We start from the raw sequence: 17488 nt of genomic DNA on the forward strand, positions 1-17488 counted from the left end.
GGTCCACGCCCGTCGGGGACCGCGGCACGGGCCCGCGGCCGTTCGGCCACGGCGATGCAAGCCCGCGGCTGTTCCGGCACCGCAACACCGGCCCGCGGTCGTTCGATCGGCGCGGCACCGAGCCGCGGTCGTTCGATCGGCGCGGCACCGAGCCGCGACCGCTCGGTCACTGCGGCACCGGGCCGCGGCGGCGGAGGTCAGTAAGTAGTGCTGATGCGTCCGCCGGGAAGTCGCGGCCGGCCGCCGCGCGCTCCTCGGCCAGAGCGGCCAGCATGTCGGCGAGCCCGTCGTCGGCGCGGTCGCGCAGGGCGTGCACCGCGGTCAGCGGGACGCCCATGAATACGCACTTCAGCACGCCCTGCCGCCAGGTGTCGTCGTCCAGCCGGTCCGCGACCGGGCCGAGCGCGGCCGCGACCAGGCGGGTGTCGTTCGTGCGCAGCGCGTCGCGCAGCAGCGGAAGCACGTGCTCGTCCGGCGCGTCCGGCAGGATCGCGCACGCGGCGATGATCGCCAGCTTCTCCCGCGAGTCGCCGTAGCGGTACAGCTCCGCGATCTCACCGGGGCCGCCGGGCGTTTCGAGGAGCGTGGCGAGCAATGTGGCGCGGGCGGCGGCATCCACGGTCCAGCCCGGCACACCGGGCAGCCCGTCCCGGCCGGTGTGCCGCCCCACGGCGGGGAAGAGCCGCCCGATCGCCGCGGGATCCCGGCGCACCGCGGCCTCCGCGTCGTCCAGCCAGGCCCGCCCTGACACGTCGCGGAGCGCGACCCGCAACACCTCGATCGTCATGACACCCTCCCTGCGGTCGCTCCCCAGCCGGCCGGCGAGTCGGCAGGCTGGCCTGCTTCCCCGCCCGGCCGCGAGCCGACAGGCTCGGCCGCTCCCCCGTCGGTCGGCGAGTCGGCAGGCTCGCCTGCTCTCCCGGCGGCAGGCTCGCTTGCTTCCCCGCCGGCCCGCGAGCTGGCAGGCTCGGCCGCTCCCCCATCGGTCGGCGAGTCGGCAGGCTCGCCTGCTCTCCCGGCGGCCGACGAGCGGGCGGGATCGGCCGCTTGCTCGTCCGCCGGCGCACCGACGTGGTCGGCCGCACTCCGCCTTACGTTTCCTAGGAAGCTAGGTGCATTTGCTGCGGCGCGGAGAAAAGCCAGGGAGGAGGCGGCGACCGTCGGCGCGGCGTGCGAGTGGCGGGGCAGTTCGACCGCGACGAGGCCGCGGTAGCCTCCGTCCGCGAGCGCACGCAGCACCGGCGGGAAGTCGATCTCGCCGGTGCCGAACTCCAGGTGCTCGTGCACGCCCCGCCGCATGTCGTCGATCTGCACGTTGACCAGGTGCTGCGCGACCGCGGTGACGCAGTCGGCGACGCCGATCGGCTCCAGGCAGCGGCAGTGTCCGATGTCGAGCGTCAACCCGAACCACGGCGGCGCGCCCAGCTCGGCGCGCAGCCGGTGCCAGCCGGCGATGTCCTCGACCAGCATGCCCGGCTCCGGCTCGAAACCGAGCGGGATCCCGGCGTCCGCGGCGACCGCACCGGCCTCCGCGCACCCGTCGACGAGCCGTTCCCAGGCCAGATCCGGGGGTACGCCGTCCGGCCGCACCCCGGCCCAGAACGAGATCGCCTCGGCGCCGAGGTCCGCGCCGATCGCGATCGCCCGGCGCAGGAAGTCCAGCCGCAGCGCGCGATCGTCGTGCAGCAGCGTCGGCGCGTGCTTGCGGCGCGGATCCAGCAGATAGCGGGCCCCGGTCTCGATCACGACCGCCAGGCCCAACTCCCGCAGCAGGTCCGCGGCCTCGGCCGTCCGGCGCGCCACGTCCGGCGCGAACGGATCGAGGTGATCGTGGTCGAGCGTCAGCGCCACGCCCTGGTAGCCGAGGTCCGCGATCACCCGCAGCGCGTCCGCCAGCCGGTGGTTCGCGAACCCGTTCGTCCCGTAGCCGAACCGCAGTCCCGGCACACCGCCCGGATCCGCCGCGGTCGCATCGTGCGCGTGAGGTGAGGGTCCAGCCGCCTCGTTCGGGTGCGGCCTCATGTCGGGGACACCTTCCGCGCGAGCAGGCGGGCCAGCGGTGCCGCCGCCGCGACCGCGATCCCGGCCGGTGACGATCCGGCGCGGGCGGTGAGCGCCCCCTGCAACGCGGGCAGCGCCGTGATCCCGGCGCCGACCGCCGCCCGGATCGTGCCGGGACCCGGACTCAGAATCGCCCGCACCTGCGCCGCTCCGTAACCGGCCAGGTACTGCCCGACCAGCGCACCGACCACGGCCGCCCGGCCCGCCGACCAGCGGCCCGCGCCGGCTGGGACGGCGACGCCGGCACCGCGGAACGCATGGCCGGCGGCACGACGCCCGAAGCCCGCACCGCCGAACCCGGACCCGGCAGCACGCGCTCCAGACCCGGCATCGCGAGATCCGAACCCGGCGGCACGGGAACCGGTCCCAGCAGCACGAGATGCGGACCCGTCATCGCGAGATCCGGCGCCAGCGGCGCGAGATCCCAAACTAGCGGCGCGAGATCCGACGCCGTCGGCGCGACGTCCCAAGCCGGCGACGCGAGATCCGAAGCCGACGGCACGAGATCCCAAGCCGGCGGCGCGAGGCGTGGGCGTGGCGCCGCCGGTCGAAGGGTCGCCGAGTTTAAGCCCCGGGCCGGCGCGGTGTGGTGTGGAGGTGGCGATGGCGGCGCTGAGGGCGGCGGTCGCGGTGAGGGTCGTGGCGGGCAGGGCCGGGGTGGCGCCGGAGACCTCGCGACGGGAGAGTTCGGTGACCGTGTAGGTGTGCGCGGCGATCACGGCGGCTGCGGGAAGTGCCCGCCACAGGGCTCTACCGACGGCGCCGGAAGCGTCGAGGGGGCCGGAACGTGGCGTCGTGGTCGCGCCGAGGAGGACGTCGAGCGCGCGGCAGGCCGCCATCACGGCGGGGCCGGCCGGTGTGTTCTTGGCGCGCAGGTCATAGGCCCAGATGGTGGCGGCCAGTGGCAGCGCGACCGCGAGCGAGCGCCGGCCACCGACCGCGGCGGCGACCCCCAGTCCGGCCGCCGTCAGCCCGGCGGCCAGGCCGAATGCGGCGCCGGGGCGGACCCGGCCGGAGGGGATGGGCCGTTCGGGCCGCTCGGTCGCATCGAGGTGGCGGTCGGCCCAGTCGTTCGCGGCCATACCGGCCCAGTAGAGGCAGACCGATGCGGCGGAGAGCGCCCCGGTGGCGGGCGTGAGCACCCCGGCCGCGCTGGCACCGGCGACCAGGTCACCGGGCACGGACAGCGCCGCGGGCGCGCGCACGAGTTCGGCCAGGTCCGCGAGCCCGGCCATCAGGCCACTCCCCCAGCATGCCGGCCGCCGCCGGCGTCATCGCCTCCATGACGCGATGCATCAACATGTTGACCGCCGTCAACACCAGCAGCATCAACACGACCACCATCAACACGACCGCCGTCAACATGACCGCCGTCAACACGAGCAGCGTCGAGACGAGCGCCGTCAACACGAGCGCCGTCAACACGACCGCCGTCAACACGAGCGCCGTCAACACGACCGCCGTCAACATGAGCGCCGTCAACATGAGCGCCGTCAACATGAGCGGCGTCAACACGAGCGGCGTCAACATGACGGGTGGTATCGCCATGATCCGGCGCGGCGGGATCCGCGGTGTCCGGCGCGGGAACGGGCGAGGTGGGACCGACGGCCGGGGACGCGCCGGCGGGTGAGGCCGCCGAGCCACCGAAGCCGGCGGCCGAGGCCGGTGGAAGCGCGGATGCGGCGGGTGGGGTGCCGGCCGTACCCGGGAGGGATGTGGAAAGGTCCTCGACGAAGGTGACGAGGCGGGACCATTGGTCGGCGAGCGCACCGGGGGCGTCGCCGATCGGGTCCTTGAAGAAGAAGGCGAGCTCCGGCAGCGCGCCGGTGCGACCGGCGGCGTGCGCGGCGGCGGTGAGGCGGGCCAGGTCCAGGATCAGCGGCGCGGCCAGGGCCGAGTCGCACCCGTGCCAGGTGAACTCCATCCGCATGCCGGTGCCGAGGAAGCCGGTGAAGCTGATCAGGTCCCAGGCGGCCTTGAAGTCGCCGAGCGTCTCCACGTAGTCGATGCGGGTGGTGCCCTGCGGCTCGTAGCCGAGCGTGTCGGCGAGGACGCGCTGCTTACTGGCGGTCTTGGCGGCGTTCGCGGCCGGGTCGGCGAGCCGGGCGCCGTCGCCGCCGCCGAGCAGGTTGAGGCCGGACCAGCTGCGCACGCGCAGGTTCCGGCTGGCGAACATCGGCGCGAGCACGGACTTGACCAGCGTCTCACCGGTCTTGCCGTCGTTGCCGCCGTAGGGCACGCCCCGCGAGCGCGCCATCGCGTCCAGCATGGACAGCCGCGCTCCGGTCGACGGCGTGAAGTCCACGAAGGACGCGCCGGCGAGAAACGCGGCATATGCCGCACGCGAGCTGGGTGGCAGCGCGTCCAGATCCGCCGTTTCAAGATCTTGCGAGGGTACGGGTTCCGTGCTCGCCACGTTGATGACGACCACCCGGTCGAGGCCGTTGGACTCACGGAAGTGCACGATGTCGCGCGCGATGCCGTCCACCGACTCCGGTAGCGGAAGCACGGAACCGTCCACCGCGGACAGCTCGGCACACAGCGCGGCGGCCAGGTGCGCGGGCAGCACACCGGCCGCGCCGAGTTCCTCCGCCTTCTTCGGCAGCGGCGTGTCGGTGATGTCGTGGCCGCCGAAGACCAGCGACGGGATGGGCGGGAGCCAGGGGCGGGCGAGCGCGGGCAGCTCGGTGACGCAGCCGTCGGTGCCGGCCAGGCCGGCCCGGATGGCGAGCGCGCCGGTGATCGCGGTGGTGGCGACGGAGCCTCTGGCGCCGATGAGCCAGACGCCGGTGCGGGGGGAGACGAAGGACACTGGGACCGACCTCCGGTGGTGATGTGGCCCCGCCCGCCGCGCCTTCCGGGGTGGCACCACCCGGGGTGGCGCCGTCAGTCGGCGGTCGTCGGGCGACCGCCCCGGGGACCCGGGGCGGCGCGACGGACGGGGGTTCGTGGCGGGCAGCGGGTACGGCCCGCTTACTGCGGTTACTGCGGTGCGAACTCCACCCAGTTCAGGTTGAACAGGCTGGTGGCCGGCCCGCCCTCGACACCGCCGGCGACCAGGTAGAGCCGGTGCGATCCGGGTGCCGCGGAGACCGCGACGGTCTGCGACGCCCAGGTGGTGTTCGAGGCGGTGGCGGCGAGCGTGGCGCTGCCGACGATCGGGCCGTCGGGTGCGTCGAGCCGTAGCGTCACGGTGGCGCGGGGCTGCCCGGCGGTGGCGGCGGTGCCGCCCGCGTACCGGAGCGTGACCGTGCCGACGCCGCCCAGGTTGATCGGGTCGAACGCGATGTACTCGTTCGGGTCGAAGCCGGTCAGGTGGTTGCCCCCGCCGGTGTCGTTCGTGGTGGCGGAGGTGACGCCGAGCTGCTGCTGGGCGAATTCGGCCTGCTGGCGCCAGGTCTGCAGGACCGCCTGGTCGACGTCCTCCAGCGCCGGCTGGCCGTTCGCGCCCAGGTCGGTGTATTTCGCGCTGACCGCGCCGTAGAGGTAGCCGCCGGCGTGGTCCGCGCCGTCCGCCGGTGAGACGAACGATCCGGAGCAGCCGTTGGCGTCGCTCATGCCGTGCCCGTGCGTGTCGTGGCCGAGCACGAACGAGACCGTGACGCGCGAGCAGTCGATCGGGCCGTCCTCCGGGTCGGTGACGGTGACGGTCCACGGGACCGTGTCGCCCCAGTTGAAGAACGTCCCGGAGATCGGCGAGGTGACCGTGACCGTGGGCCGGGTGTTGCCGACCACGATCTGGTGGGTGAGCACCGCGGTCTTGCCGCTGGAGTCGGTCACCGTGAGGCGCGCGGTGTAGACGCCGTTCGCGGTGTAGGTGAACGTGGGGTTCGGGTCGGCGGAGTCGATCGTGCCGTCCGAGGTGAAGTCCCAGGCGTACGAGATGGATTCGCCCGGGTCCGGGTCGTAGGTGCCGTCGGAGGAGAACTGCACGGTCAGCGGTGCCGGCCCGTTGTCCGGCGTGGCCTCGAGCGCGGCCACCGGGGCTCGCGTGCCCTTGGCGTAGCGGATGACGGACAGCGCCGCGTCCGGGTTCGCCCGGAAGAAGCCGTCGCCGTACTCCAGGACGTAGAGGCTGCCGTCCGGCCCGTACTCCATGTCCATCGGGTTGTCGAAGACCACCCCGGGCAGGAACTGCTCGACGCCGGTCAGGTTCCCGTTGCCGTCGGTCCGCATCATGAAGATCTTGTCGCGGGTGAACTCGCCGAAGACCACGGAGTTGTCGTAGTACTCCGGGAACTTCGACGCGGACGTCGAGCGGGAGTCGTACCGGTAGATCGGCCCGCCCATCGGGCCGACACCACCGGTGCCGATCACCGGCCACTTGAAGTCACACGTGGTCGGCGGCGTGGACAGGTACGAGCCCGGGCACGGGGTACGGGCCTGGAACGTGTACCAGAAGTCCGGCTGCGCGACCGGCGGCAGCGTGGTCAGGCCGGTGTTGCGCGGCGAGTCGTTCGTGACCGCGTCGCAGTTGAACGCGCCCTTCGACTGCTTGGTGGCGAAGTCGTAGTCGATGTACGGCAGCGTGGGCGAGTAGCAGTACGGCCAGCCGTAGTTGCCGGCCCGGTTCGTGGCGAGCCAGCGCCCGGTCCCCTCCGGCCCGCGCGTGGCGGACGGCACCTGCGAGTCCGGCGAGTAGTCGCCGATGTACACGTAGCCCCGCTTGTCCACGTCGAACCGGAACGGGTTGCGCAACCCCATCAGGAAGATCTCCGGCCGGGTCTTGCCGGCGGTGTCCCGCCGCTCGTCGAAGAGGTTCCCGGACGGGACGGTGTAGGTCCCGTCCGCGCCGACCCGGATCCGCAGCACCTTGCCGCGCAGGTCGTTGGTGTTGCCCGAGGAGCGCTGCGCGTCGTAGCCCGGCCCCTGGGTCGGCGACTCGTTGATCGGCGTGTAGCCGTCGGAGCCGCCCGCGTTCGTGTCGTCGCCGGTGACCAGGTAGAGCAGCCCGTTGCCGTCGAACTTGATCTCGCCGGCCACGTGGCAGCAGACGCCGCGGTCCACGTCCACCCGCATGATCTGCTGTTCCGTGCTCATGTCCAGGTGCGGCGTGGGGGTCTCGGTGAACTTGACCCGGGACAGCTGGTTGTAGCCCTTGTACGCGTCCCACACGGACGGATCGTCACTGGTGGCCGGCGCGTCCGTGGTCGGCGTGTTCAGCCTGGGCGCGTAGTAGATGTACACCCATCTGTTGGTGGCGAACTGGGGGTCGAGCGCGACCGACTGCAACCCGTCCTCGTCGTGCTGGTAGACCTCGATCGTGTTGATCACCGGGCTGGCGCCGCTGGCCGGGTCGTACAGCCGGATCTGCCCGCCGCGCGTGTTGTGCAGCACGCGGCCGTCCGGCAGCACGGCCAGCGACATCGGCTCGCCGGGTTCGTCGTTGAGCACGACCTTCTCGTAGTTGCCGGTCACGGTCGCGCCGCAGTCGCCCTCGACCACGCCTGCCGCCCACTGCAGCCCGCCGAGCAGGTGCCGGCGGAACGACGAGTCCAGATAGGACCGGGTGGAGTGGCCGAGTCCGGTGTAGAACGTGCGCCCGCCCTGGTAGTCGCGGCACCAGGAGACCGGGTGGTCGTATCCCACGGTCCCGCCGGTGACCGTGGACTCGTCCAGCGTCGCCAGCACGTGCGCGGTGCCGCGCACGTTGGTGGCGAAGTTGTACCACTCCTCGGACAGCGTCAGCTTGCGCGCGATCCGCTCGGTGGACGGGTGCGCCCGGTCCGCCACGTCGATCGTGGCGTCCTCGACCGGGAGCCTGCCGGCCACGGAGCTGCCGACCAGGTCGCGGTAGAAGTCCCAGTCCGGCTCGGTCTCCGCGGCCGCGTGCACGCCGAGGTAGCCGCCGCCGTTCGTGAAGTACTGCTCGAACGCGGACTGCTGCGAGTCGTTCAGCACGTCACCGGTGGTGTTCAGGAAGACCACCGCGCGGTACTTCGCCAGGTTGGCCGCGGTGAACGCGCCCGCGTTCGCGGTCTCGTCCACGCGGAAGCCGTTCGCCACGCCCATCAACTTGATCGCGGCGGACGCGACCGGGATGGACGCCCGGCGCTCACCGGCCGTCTTCGTGAAGACCAGCACCCGGTACGACCCGGGCTTGCGCGCGTCCGAGCGGAGCGCTTCGGGGCCGTTCTCGGTGGTGGTCAGGGTGTCGGGGTTCTCCGGTTCCGCGGCGACGGCCGAGGGCGGTGCCACGGCCAGGATCGGTAGTGCGATGACCAGGCCTGCCACGGATGCCAGCCATCGACGGACGGATCTTCTCATGGTGTTCCTCCGGGGTCAGAGAGGCGCGTCGGGCCGGTGCCGGTCCGTCACGCCCCGCCACGGGCACGGGGGTTGTGCCTCACCCCTGGCGCGGTGCCACATCCGCCAAGGTCGTGCAAGCCTCGGGCCGCGCCCACGCACCGTCACGCGGGGCGCAACCGCGTGCCGGTCCCTCGCCGGCGCGGCCCGAGGAGTCTGGTTAGAGCTGGACCCAGGACTGGGACTCGGCGGACTTCTCCACCGCGTCCAGCACCAGTTGCACGCCGAGCGCGTCCGCGAACGACGGTGCCGGGTCGGTGCCGTCGCCGATCGCCTCGAGGAGGTCGCGGGCCTGGTGCGTGAAGCCGTGCTCGTACCCGATGAGGTGACCGGTCGGCCACCACGCGGACAGGTACGGGTGCTCGGGCTCGGTGACCAGGATCCGCCGGAATCCCAGCTCCGTGCCCGGCAGCGTGGCGTCGTAGAACTCGAGCTCGTTGAGTCGTTCCAGGTCGAACGCCAGCGAGCCCTTGGTGCCGTTCACCTCGATGCGCAGCCCGTTCTTGCGGCCGGTCGCCATCCGCGTCGCCTCGAACGTGGCGATCGCGCCGCCGGACAGCCGCGCCACGAACAGCGCCGCGTCGTCCACCGTGACCCGGCCTCTGCTCGTTTCAGTGGCCTTCGCGGCCCCGAGCGCCGCACCGTCGTCCGACGGCAGCGGGCGCTCGCGGACGAACGTCTCGGTCAGGCCGGACACGCCGGTGATGGCCTGCCCGGTCACGAACTGCGTCATGTCGATGATGTGCGCGCCGATGTCGCCCAGCGCGCCCGACCCGGCCTTGTCCTTCTGCAACCGCCAGACCAGCGGGAACTCCGGATCGGTGATCCAGTCCTGGAGGTAGACGGCCCGGACGTGCCGCAGGTCGCCGAGCCGGCCGTCCGCGATCAGCTGCCGCATGAACGTGACGGCCGGGACCCGGCGGTAGGTGAAGCCGCACATCGCGCGGACGCCCTGTGCCCGCGCGGTGTCCGCCGCCGCGACCATCGCCCGGGCCTCGGAGACCGTGTTGGCCAGGGGCTTCTCGCAGAGTACGTGCTTGCCCGCGGCGAGCGCGGCGCACGCGATCTCCGCGTGCGAGTCACCCGGCGTGCAGATGTCGACCAGGTCGATGTCGTCGCGGGTGACCAGGTCACGCCAGTCGGTGGTGTGCGCGTCCCAGCCGAGCCGGTCCGCGGCGGCGGCCACGTTCGCCTTGTCCCGGCCCGCGATCAGCGACATGCGGGCGCGTACGGGCAGATCGTAGACGCGGTTGACGGTGCGCCACGCCTGCGAGTGTGCCTCGCCCATGAACGCGTACCCCACCATGCCGATGCGCAGCTCACCCACGGATGAACTCCCTGTCTGTGAAGAAAGTGTGTGTCAGAACCCAAGCTGAAGGTAGTTCGCCGCGTTCTCCTTGGTGATCGTTTCGGAGGCGAGCGTGATGTCCTTCGGCACGGACAGCTCCACCAGGTCGGCCAGGCCGCGGCCCTGCGCGACCAGCCGGGCCAGGGATATCGCGGACGAGGCCATCGACGGGCTGTAGGTGACCGTGGCCTTCAGCACGCTGTTGTCCGCCTGGATCGCCTCGATCGCCGCCTTGGAGCCTGCGCCGCCGACCATGATGAACTCGCTGCGGTTCGCCTGCTGGACCGCGGCGAGCACGCCCACGCCCTGGTCGTCGTCGTGGTTCCAGAGCGCGTCGATCTTCGGCAGCGCCTGTAGCAGGTTCGTCGCCTCGCGCTGGCCGGTGTCGATGGTGAACTCCGCGGCCCGCCGGTTCGCGACCGTGAATCCGGCCGTGGCCAGCGCGTCCTTGAAGCCCTGCGAGCGCTGCTGGGTCAGTTCGAGCGAGTCGATGCCGGCGATCTCGCCGATCACCGGGTTGGTGATGCCCTTCGCCTTCATCTGGGCGACCACGAAGTTGCCGGCCGAGACGCCCATGCCGTAGTTGTCACCCTTGATCATCACGCGGTACGCGAGCGCCTGGGTGAACGCCCGGTCCAGGTTGATCACCGGGATGCCGGCCTGCATGGCCTTGAGCCCGGACGCGGTCAGCTCCTTGCCGTCGTGCGGGAGCATGACGATCGCGTCCGGCTTCTGCGAGATGAGCGTGTCCAGCGCCGCGCGCTGGGCAGCCGCGTCCGCGCCCGCCTCCACGCTGTTGAACGTCACGTCGGAGTACGCGGCGGCCTGCGCCTTCGCGTTGTTCGTGATCGCGGCCATCCAGCCGTGGTCCGCGGCCGGCGCGGAGAAGCCGATCGTGACGGCCTTTCCGGGCGCCGCGTTCGCGTTGTCGCCCTCCGGTCCCTTGGTCTGCGCGGTGCTCGGGCCCTGTTCGTTGCTGGTGCAGGCCGCGAGCAGCGCGCCCGCGCCGACCATGGCCCCGCCGAACAGCAGGCGGCGGCGGGAAGAGTCCTGGATCATGAAGTCCTCGCTCTCGGATCGTGCTGGAGGATGTACGGTGCCCGGCCACCGTCGGTGCCGACGGCCGCCCATGTGCTGTGCTGTGCTGCACCCCTGGTGATCCGGGCGTCGTTCATGTCGTGCGAACGCCGTGCATGACGCCCGGATCACCGCGGAGCGCGCGGCTATGGTCTACGGGAGAAGAGCTTGGTGAGTGAGCCGAACCGGAACTGCTGGATCAGCACGGCGGCGACGATGATGCCGCCCTTGATCATGTTCTGTGACTCGGTGGTGAGGTTGTTGATCGCGAACAGGTTCGTGATCGTGGAGAAGACCAGCACCCCGAAGAGGGCGCCGACGATGGTGCCGCGGCCGCCGGAGAGCAGCGTGCCACCGATGATCGCCGCCGCGATCGCGTCCAGCTCGTAGAGGTTCGCCATCGCGGCCTGCGCGGAGTTCGCCTGCGCGGTCAGCATCAGCGCGCCGATGCCGCAGCAGAGGCCGGAGAGCGCGTAGAGCAGCAGCGTGTGCCGTTTGACGTTGATGCCGGCGAGCCGGGCCGCCTCCGGGTTGCCGCCGACCGCGACCGTGCGCCGGCCGAACGTGGTCCGGTTGAGCAGCACCCAGCCGGCCGCGACGACCAACACCAGAATGATCACCAGCAGCGGTACGCCGAGGATCTCCGTCGACGCGATGCCGTTGATCGTGGCGTCGCCCGAGATCTGCGTCTGCTTGCCGGAGATCGAGGCGGCCAGTCCGCGCGCCGCCACCATCATGGCCAGCGTCGCGATGAACGGCACCAGCCGGCCGTACGAGATGAGCAGGCCGTTGACCAGCCCGGTGCCGACGCCGACCGCGATCGCCGTGAAGATCATGCCGCCCGCGCCGAAGCTCTGGGTGGCGACCGTGGTGGCCCAGACGCCGGCCAGCGCCATGATCGCGCCGACCGACAGGTCGATGCCGCCGCCGATGATCACGAACGTCATGCCGACCGTGACCACGCCGATCGCGGACGCCTGCTGCAGGATCGTGAAGATGTTGTTGCGCACCCACTCCGGGTCGCTGTACAGGTCCGGCCGGGTCAGCACCCCGAGCACGACCAGCACCACCAGCACGCCGATCAGCGCGAGGTTGCGCCCGGCGAACTCGTTGCCCTCACTGCTCCACCAGCGACGCAGGCCGTCGCCGTCCTTCGATATGGCCGGGCGGGTGCCCGGATCGGCCGTCGTGGCCTTCATGCCGCTTCCCCCTCGGTGGTGTCCGTCTCGGCCGCGAGCGCGCCGGTGGTCAGCGAGCCCGCCATGATCATGTCCAGTACCGCTTCCTCGTCCAGTTCGCCGCCGGGCGCCTCGTGGATCACGCTGCCCTCGCGCATGATCAGCACCCGGTCGGCCAGGCCGAGCACCTCGGGCACCTCGCTGGAGACCAGCAGCACGCCCAGCCCGGCCGCGGCCAGGTCGCGGACGACCTGGTACAGCTCGGCCCGCGCGCCGACGTCCACGCCGCGGGTGGGCTCGTCGAGCAGCAGCAGCCGGGTCGGCGTGGCGCCGGCGTCGTGCGGGCCGCCGTTGCGCGGGCCGGTGCCGACCAGCCAGCGGCCGACCACGACCTTCTGCTGGTTGCCGCCGGACAGTTGCCGCACCGGGCGGTGCACGTCCGGCGGGCGCAGGTCGAGGCGCGCCGCGACCGCGCGGGCCGACGCGGCCTCACGCGCGGTGCGGGTGAAGCCGCCCGCCGCGAACCGGCTGAACCCGGCCAGCGTGACGTTGCGGTAGATCGGCTCGTCGAGCAGCAGCGCCTGGCTCTTGCGCTCCTCCGGGGCCATGCCGAGGCCGGCCCGGACCGCCGCGCCCACGCTGCCCGCGCGCAGCCGCCGGCCGTCCATGACCACCGTGCCGGCCTCCGCACGGCGCGCACCGAAAATCGTTTCCAGGAGTTCGGAGCGGCCGGAGCCGACCAGGCCGGCGATGCCGACGATCTCGCCGGGACGCACGGTCAGCGACACGTCCGCGAACTCACCGTGCCGGGTGAGGCCGCGCACCTCCAGCAGCGGAGCCGCGTCCGTGGCGTGCGTGACCCGGTCCGGGAACACGTACTCGATGGTGCGGCCGGTCATTCTGGTGACCAGGTCGCGCGTGGGCGTCTCGCGGGCGGACAGCCCGGCCGCGGTGGTGCGGCCGTCCTTGAGCACGGTCACCCGGTCGCCGATCTCGCGGATCTCCTCCATCCGGTGCGAGATGTAGACGACCGCGATGCCGGCCGCGGTCAGCTCGCGGATGATCCGGAACAGGTTGCCGACCTCGTCGTGCGCGAGCACCGCGCTCGGCTCGTCCATGATGATCAGCTTGGCGTCGTGCGAGAGCGCCCGGGCCATGCTCACGATCTGCTTGCCGGCCGACGGCAGCCGATGCACCGGCCGGCGCGCCGGGATCTCTCCGTGACCGAGCCTTTCCAGGATCGCGCGGGTACGCCGGGCGGTCTCACCCCGCCGGACGAAGCCGAGGCGGCGCGGCTCGTGGCCGAGGAACGCGTTCTCCGCCACCGACAGATCGTCGACCAGGTCCAGCTCCTGGTAGATGGTGGCGATCCCGGCGCGCATCGCGGCCTGCGGATTCGCGAACTCCACCGGCCGACCCCGCCACTCGACCCGGCCGCTGTCCGGGCGGTGCACGCCGGCCAGCACCTTGATCAGGGTGGACTTGCCGGCGCCGTTCTGGCCGAGCAGGCAGTGCACCTCGCCCGCGCGCACCTCCAGCTGCACGCCGTCGAGCGCGCGCACGCCGGGGAACGTCTTGACGACATCGGTGAGGCGCAGGATCACGCCGTCACCCGATTCCTGGATCACGTTCTCGTCCATGCCGGCCCCCTTCGAGCTGCGGTGTCGTCGTAGTCGGCACTGAGGCGCGCGTCGCTCATTCGCTGGCCTGTTCGAACGCGACGTCGCTGGCCAGCACGGCGGCACCGGTGACGCCCGCGCGGGAGGCCAGCTCGGACAGGACCACCGGGAGGTTGCCGGTGGCCAGCGGCAGCGACCGGCGGTACACCACGCTGCGGATCTCGGCGAGCAGCACGTGCCCGAGCTGGGCCAGCCCGCCGCCGATCACGATCATGGAGGGATTCGCGAAGCTGACCAGGCCGGCCAGGACGGATCCGACCCGGCGACCGCCGTCGCGGATCAGGCCGATGCTGGTGATGTCGCCCTCGGCCGCGGCCAGGCCCACGTCCCGCGCGGAGAGCGTGCCGGCGGCGGTGAACCGCTCGGCCAGCGCGGGTGAGGCGCCGGAGCGGCCGGCCGCGGTCGCGTCCCGGGCCAGCGCGGCGCCGCTGAACAGCGCCTCCAGGCAGCCGGAGTTGCCGCAGGAGCAGACCGGGCCGTGCGGCTCGGCCATGATGTGCCCGATGTCGCCGGCGCACCCGTCCGTACCCCGGTAGACGTGGCCGGAGAGGAAGATGCCGCAGCCGATGCCGGTGCCGATCTTCACGTACAGGAAGTCGTCGATGCTGTGCGCGACGCCGCCGTGCCGCTCGCCGAGCGCCATGATGTTCACGTCGTTGTCCACCACGGCCGGGCAGCCGTGCTCGCGGGCCAGCAGCTCACGCACCGGGTAGCGGTCCCAGCCCGGCATGATCGGCGGGGAGACCGGCACGCCGTCGCGGTAGCTGACCGGTCCGGGGACGCCGATGCCGATGCCGTCCAGCCGTTCGTACACGCCGTCGGCCTTGGCCTTGGCCAGCAGCTCGCTGACCCGGTGCAGGATCGCCTTCGGGCCGGAGCGGATGTCGGAGGCCTCGGCGTACGCCGCGACCGGTTCCAGCCGGCCGTTGACCACCTCGATGTCGATCGAGCTGGCGCCCAGGTCGACCGCGGCGAACCGCAGCCTCGGGTGAAGCTCGACGAGGGTGGAGCGACGCCCGCCCCGGGACGCGGCCATGCCGGCCTCGCTGACGAAACCGGCGGCGGCGAGCCGGTCCAGCTCCGTGAGCAGCCGGGGACGCGGGATCTGCAGCCGGTCGGCGAGCTCGGCGCGGGAGATCGCGCCGTGGTCGCGCAGCAGCCGCAGCAGCCGCAGGTGCAGGGCCTCGTCGGGTCGCACGTTCAACTCCACCTCTCGTCGGGCCGGCTAACGCTTGTAGATCGTCAGCTCGGCCATGTTCCGGTAGCTCAACTCCGCGAACGACAGCGACTGGCCGGGGTTCGCGGCGCCCCCGGGTGCAGTGTCCTGCTCCCAGTTGGCGTGGTGGAAGTCCTGCTCGCCGATCGTCTGGAAGAACTGCTGGAAGTTGATGTCGCCCTCGCCGAGCGGCACCATGTCGTACCCGTTGGGCACGGCGGTGTTCTTGTTGCCGTCCTTCGCGTGGAAGAGCGGGAACCGCTTGGTGCGCTCCGCGACCGTGATGATCGGGTCGAAGAGGTCGGTCTGCTCGCGGCCGCGCGCGTCGACGAACGTCGTGTGCTTGTAGCGGGCGACGTAGCCCCAGAAGATGTCCATCTCGAAGAAGACGTAGCGCGGGTCGGTCTTGCCGAAGAAGTACTCCAGCTTCCGGGTGCCGGACGACCGGGTCGGGTTGCCGTTCGCGTCCTTCGGGCCCGCGTCCAGCAGGAACCCGTACGCCGCGTCGTGGTTGTGGGTGTAGAGACGCAGCCCGCGGCGCGCGGCCTGGCGGCCCAGCTCGTTCCACAGGTCGGCCGCCGCGTCCCAGTCCTTGGTGAAGGAGCTGTTCGTCGGGTCCGAACCGGTGCCGATGTTCTTCATGCCGAGCGTCTGCGCGATGTCCAGCTGCTGGCTGAACGTGGCCGCGTTGATCTGCGTGTGCGCGCCGTTCGCGACCAGCCCGTTGTCGTCGAGAATCTTGCGGATCTCCTGCGGCGTGATCTGCCGGCCGAGGATCGACTCGTGCTGGTTGTAGCCGGCGAACTCGATCTCCTTGTAGCCGAGCTCGGCCAGGTGGGCGAGCACGCGCTCGAAGCCGTACGGCACGCCACTCGTGTCCGGCGCGGCCGTGATCCGGTCGCGCACGCTGTAGAGGATGATGCCGCGGTTGCGCGCCGGGATCAGCGGCTCGGCCCGCAGCCGCCCGTTGCCGTGGCCGTGCCCGTTGCCGCCGGCGAGTGCCGGGCCGGTGGCCACGACGGTCCCGCCGGCGCCACCGATGACCGCCGCCGCGGCCGCGGAGGCACCGAGAATCCGGCGCCGGGTCAGGTTCGAACGGCTCTGCTGCACCTCGTCCATGCTTCTTCACCTCTCGAGAACGGCAGGGGGCATCGCCCGAGCCGAGGTCGGGTTTGAACGCGCTGTCGTGAAGGGATGGGTGTGCGGGTCGAGCGCCGCCGAACGCCGACTGTGGACCCAGGGGTGGTGCGGGCTCCGGCGCAGGTCCGGGGCTCCCATGTGTCATCCGTGTTACGTCCTGCCCGGAAAGTTAGCGCGCCGTCACAGGAAAAGAAAGACCCTCACCAACACAACTTTCCGTTGACTTAGCGGTATCTTTGTCTCCGCCCAAGCGAAAGTGGGGAACATGGACGGTCCGGAGAACACGCATCAGGCGCGACTCCTCCGGCTGCTCCGCGACGACGGCGAACGGTCCCGGGCCGAGCTCGGCGACGCGGTCGGCCTGTCCCGCTCCAAGGCCGCGGTCGAGGTCACCCGCCTCGCGGACCGCGGGCTCATCGAGGGCGGCGAGCCTGCCGCGTCCCGGGGCGGCCGGCGCTCGTCCATCGTGCGGCTGGCGGCCGGCATGCGGTTCCTGAGCATCGCGCTCGGCGCGACCTCGCTGGAGGTGACGCTGACCGACGGCACGCTGCGCCCGGTCGCACGCGTCACCGAGCAGGTCGACCTGCGGCGCGGGCCGGCCGCGGTGCTCGGCCGCGCGGTCGAGCTGGCGGTCAAGTTGCGCGCGGAGGCCGGCGGCTTCCTGTGCGGCGCCGGCGTCGGCATCCCCGGGCCGGTCAGCTACGCCGAGGGCGTGCCGGTGTCGCCGCCGTTCCTGCCCGGCTGGGACCGGCATCCCGTGCGCGACCACCTCGCGGCCGAGCTGGACTGCCCGGTGCTGGTCGACAACGACGTGAACCTGATGGCGCTCGGCGAGAAGCACGCCGGCATCGCGAAACCGTTCGACGACTTCCTGTTCGTCAAGATCGGCGCGGGGATCGGCGCCGGCATCGTGGTCGGCGGCACGGTCTACCGCGGCGCGAACGGCTGCGCCGGCGACATCGGGCACACCGCGGTCATGTCCGACGGGCCGCCGCCGCTCTGCGTGTGCGGGAACACCGGCTGCCTGGAAGCGCACTTCGGTGGCGCCGCGCTCGCCCGCGACGCCACCGCGGCGGCCGCGTCGGGCCGCTCCGACATCCTCGCGATGCGGCTCGCCGACGCCGGCCTGCTCACCGCGCGTGACGTCACCGACGCGATGGCCGCGGGCGACCCGTTCGCCACCACGCTGGTCCGCGACGGCGGCCGGCGGGTCGGCCAGGTCCTCGCGAGCCTGGTCAGCTTCTTCAACCCCGGCATGATCGTGATCGGCGGCGGCCTGTCCGGCATGGGCCACGCGCTGCTCGCGGAGATCCGCGGCGTGGTCTACCGATCGTCGCTGCCGCTGGCCACCGGCGACATGCCGGTCGTCCTCTCCGAACTGGGCCCGGACGCGGCCTACCTCGGCGCCACCCGCATGATCAGCGACCACGTCCTGACCGGCCACGGCACCTGACCGCGACCGGTGCACGGCCCGGCACGCGGA

At 72.1% G+C, this 17488-nt stretch carries 12 protein-coding genes; 1 reads left to right on the forward strand and 11 read right to left on the reverse strand.

All coding sequences use genetic code 11. From position 1 onward, the window contains the following. Positions 1 to 166 precede the first annotated feature (166 nt). From J2S43_RS15930 to J2S43_RS15980, 11 genes are all read right to left on the reverse strand, one after another. On the reverse strand, positions 167 to 787 hold the full coding sequence (locus tag J2S43_RS15930) for an EboA domain-containing protein (RefSeq protein ID WP_306829912.1): 621 nt from the start codon (positions 785 to 787) through the stop codon (positions 167 to 169). After that, positions 784 to 2022 carry a sugar phosphate isomerase/epimerase family protein gene (locus tag J2S43_RS15935; protein WP_306829914.1) on the reverse strand — a complete coding sequence of 413 codons (1239 nt, stop codon included), beginning with the start codon at positions 2020 to 2022 and terminating at the stop codon, positions 784 to 786. The genes J2S43_RS15930 and J2S43_RS15935 overlap by 4 nt, the downstream gene beginning before the upstream one ends. Then, on the reverse strand, positions 2019 to 3296 hold the full coding sequence (locus J2S43_RS15940; RefSeq protein WP_306829916.1) for an SCO3242 family prenyltransferase: 1278 nt from the start codon (positions 3294 to 3296) through the stop codon (positions 2019 to 2021). The genes J2S43_RS15935 and J2S43_RS15940 overlap by 4 nt, the downstream gene beginning before the upstream one ends. Then, positions 3296 to 4873, reverse strand: a complete 1578-nt coding sequence (locus J2S43_RS15945) for an inositol-3-phosphate synthase (RefSeq protein ID WP_370881629.1) — start codon at positions 4871 to 4873, stop codon at positions 3296 to 3298. The genes J2S43_RS15940 and J2S43_RS15945 overlap by 1 nt, the downstream gene beginning before the upstream one ends. Positions 4874 to 5043: 170 nt before the next feature. Next, positions 5044 to 8328, reverse strand: a complete 3285-nt coding sequence (locus tag J2S43_RS15950; RefSeq protein WP_306829918.1) for a ThuA domain-containing protein — start codon at positions 8326 to 8328, stop codon at positions 5044 to 5046. Positions 8329 to 8527: 199 nt separating this feature from the next. Beyond that, positions 8528 to 9673: a Gfo/Idh/MocA family protein gene (locus tag J2S43_RS15955; RefSeq protein WP_306839297.1), complete on the reverse strand. Its 1146-nt coding sequence runs from the start codon at positions 9671 to 9673 to the stop codon at positions 8528 to 8530. Positions 9674 to 9727: 54 nt separating this feature from the next. Next, positions 9728 to 10774, reverse strand: a complete 1047-nt coding sequence (locus tag J2S43_RS15960; RefSeq protein ID WP_306829920.1) for a substrate-binding domain-containing protein — start codon at positions 10772 to 10774, stop codon at positions 9728 to 9730. A gap of 164 nt (positions 10775 to 10938) precedes the next feature. After that, positions 10939 to 11991 (reverse strand): ABC transporter permease, encoded by a 1053-nt coding sequence (locus J2S43_RS15965; RefSeq protein WP_306829922.1) that lies wholly within the window; start codon positions 11989 to 11991, stop codon positions 10939 to 10941. Beyond that, complete coding sequence (locus tag J2S43_RS15970; RefSeq protein WP_306829924.1) at positions 11988 to 13610, reverse strand: sugar ABC transporter ATP-binding protein; 1623 nt, start codon at positions 13608 to 13610, stop codon at positions 11988 to 11990. Before J2S43_RS15970 ends, J2S43_RS15965 begins: the two co-directional genes overlap by 4 nt. A 55-nt stretch (positions 13611 to 13665) precedes the next feature. Then, positions 13666 to 14847, reverse strand: a complete 1182-nt coding sequence (locus tag J2S43_RS15975; RefSeq protein WP_306829925.1) for an ROK family transcriptional regulator — start codon at positions 14845 to 14847, stop codon at positions 13666 to 13668. Positions 14848 to 14874: 27 nt separating this feature from the next. Further along, on the reverse strand, positions 14875 to 15984 hold the full coding sequence (locus tag J2S43_RS15980) for a sugar phosphate isomerase/epimerase family protein (RefSeq protein WP_306829926.1): 1110 nt from the start codon (positions 15982 to 15984) through the stop codon (positions 14875 to 14877). A 286-nt stretch (positions 15985 to 16270) separates the two neighbouring features. On the opposite strand from J2S43_RS15980, the gene J2S43_RS15985 reads away from it, so the two are divergent. Then, positions 16271 to 17458, forward strand: coding sequence for an ROK family transcriptional regulator (locus tag J2S43_RS15985; RefSeq protein WP_306829928.1), 1188 nt, complete (start codon positions 16271 to 16273; stop codon positions 17456 to 17458). Positions 17459 to 17488: the final 30 nt, after the last annotated feature.

The sequence above is a fragment of the Catenuloplanes nepalensis genome, from assembly GCF_030811575.1.
Lineage (GTDB): Bacteria > Actinomycetota > Actinomycetes > Mycobacteriales > Micromonosporaceae > Catenuloplanes > Catenuloplanes nepalensis.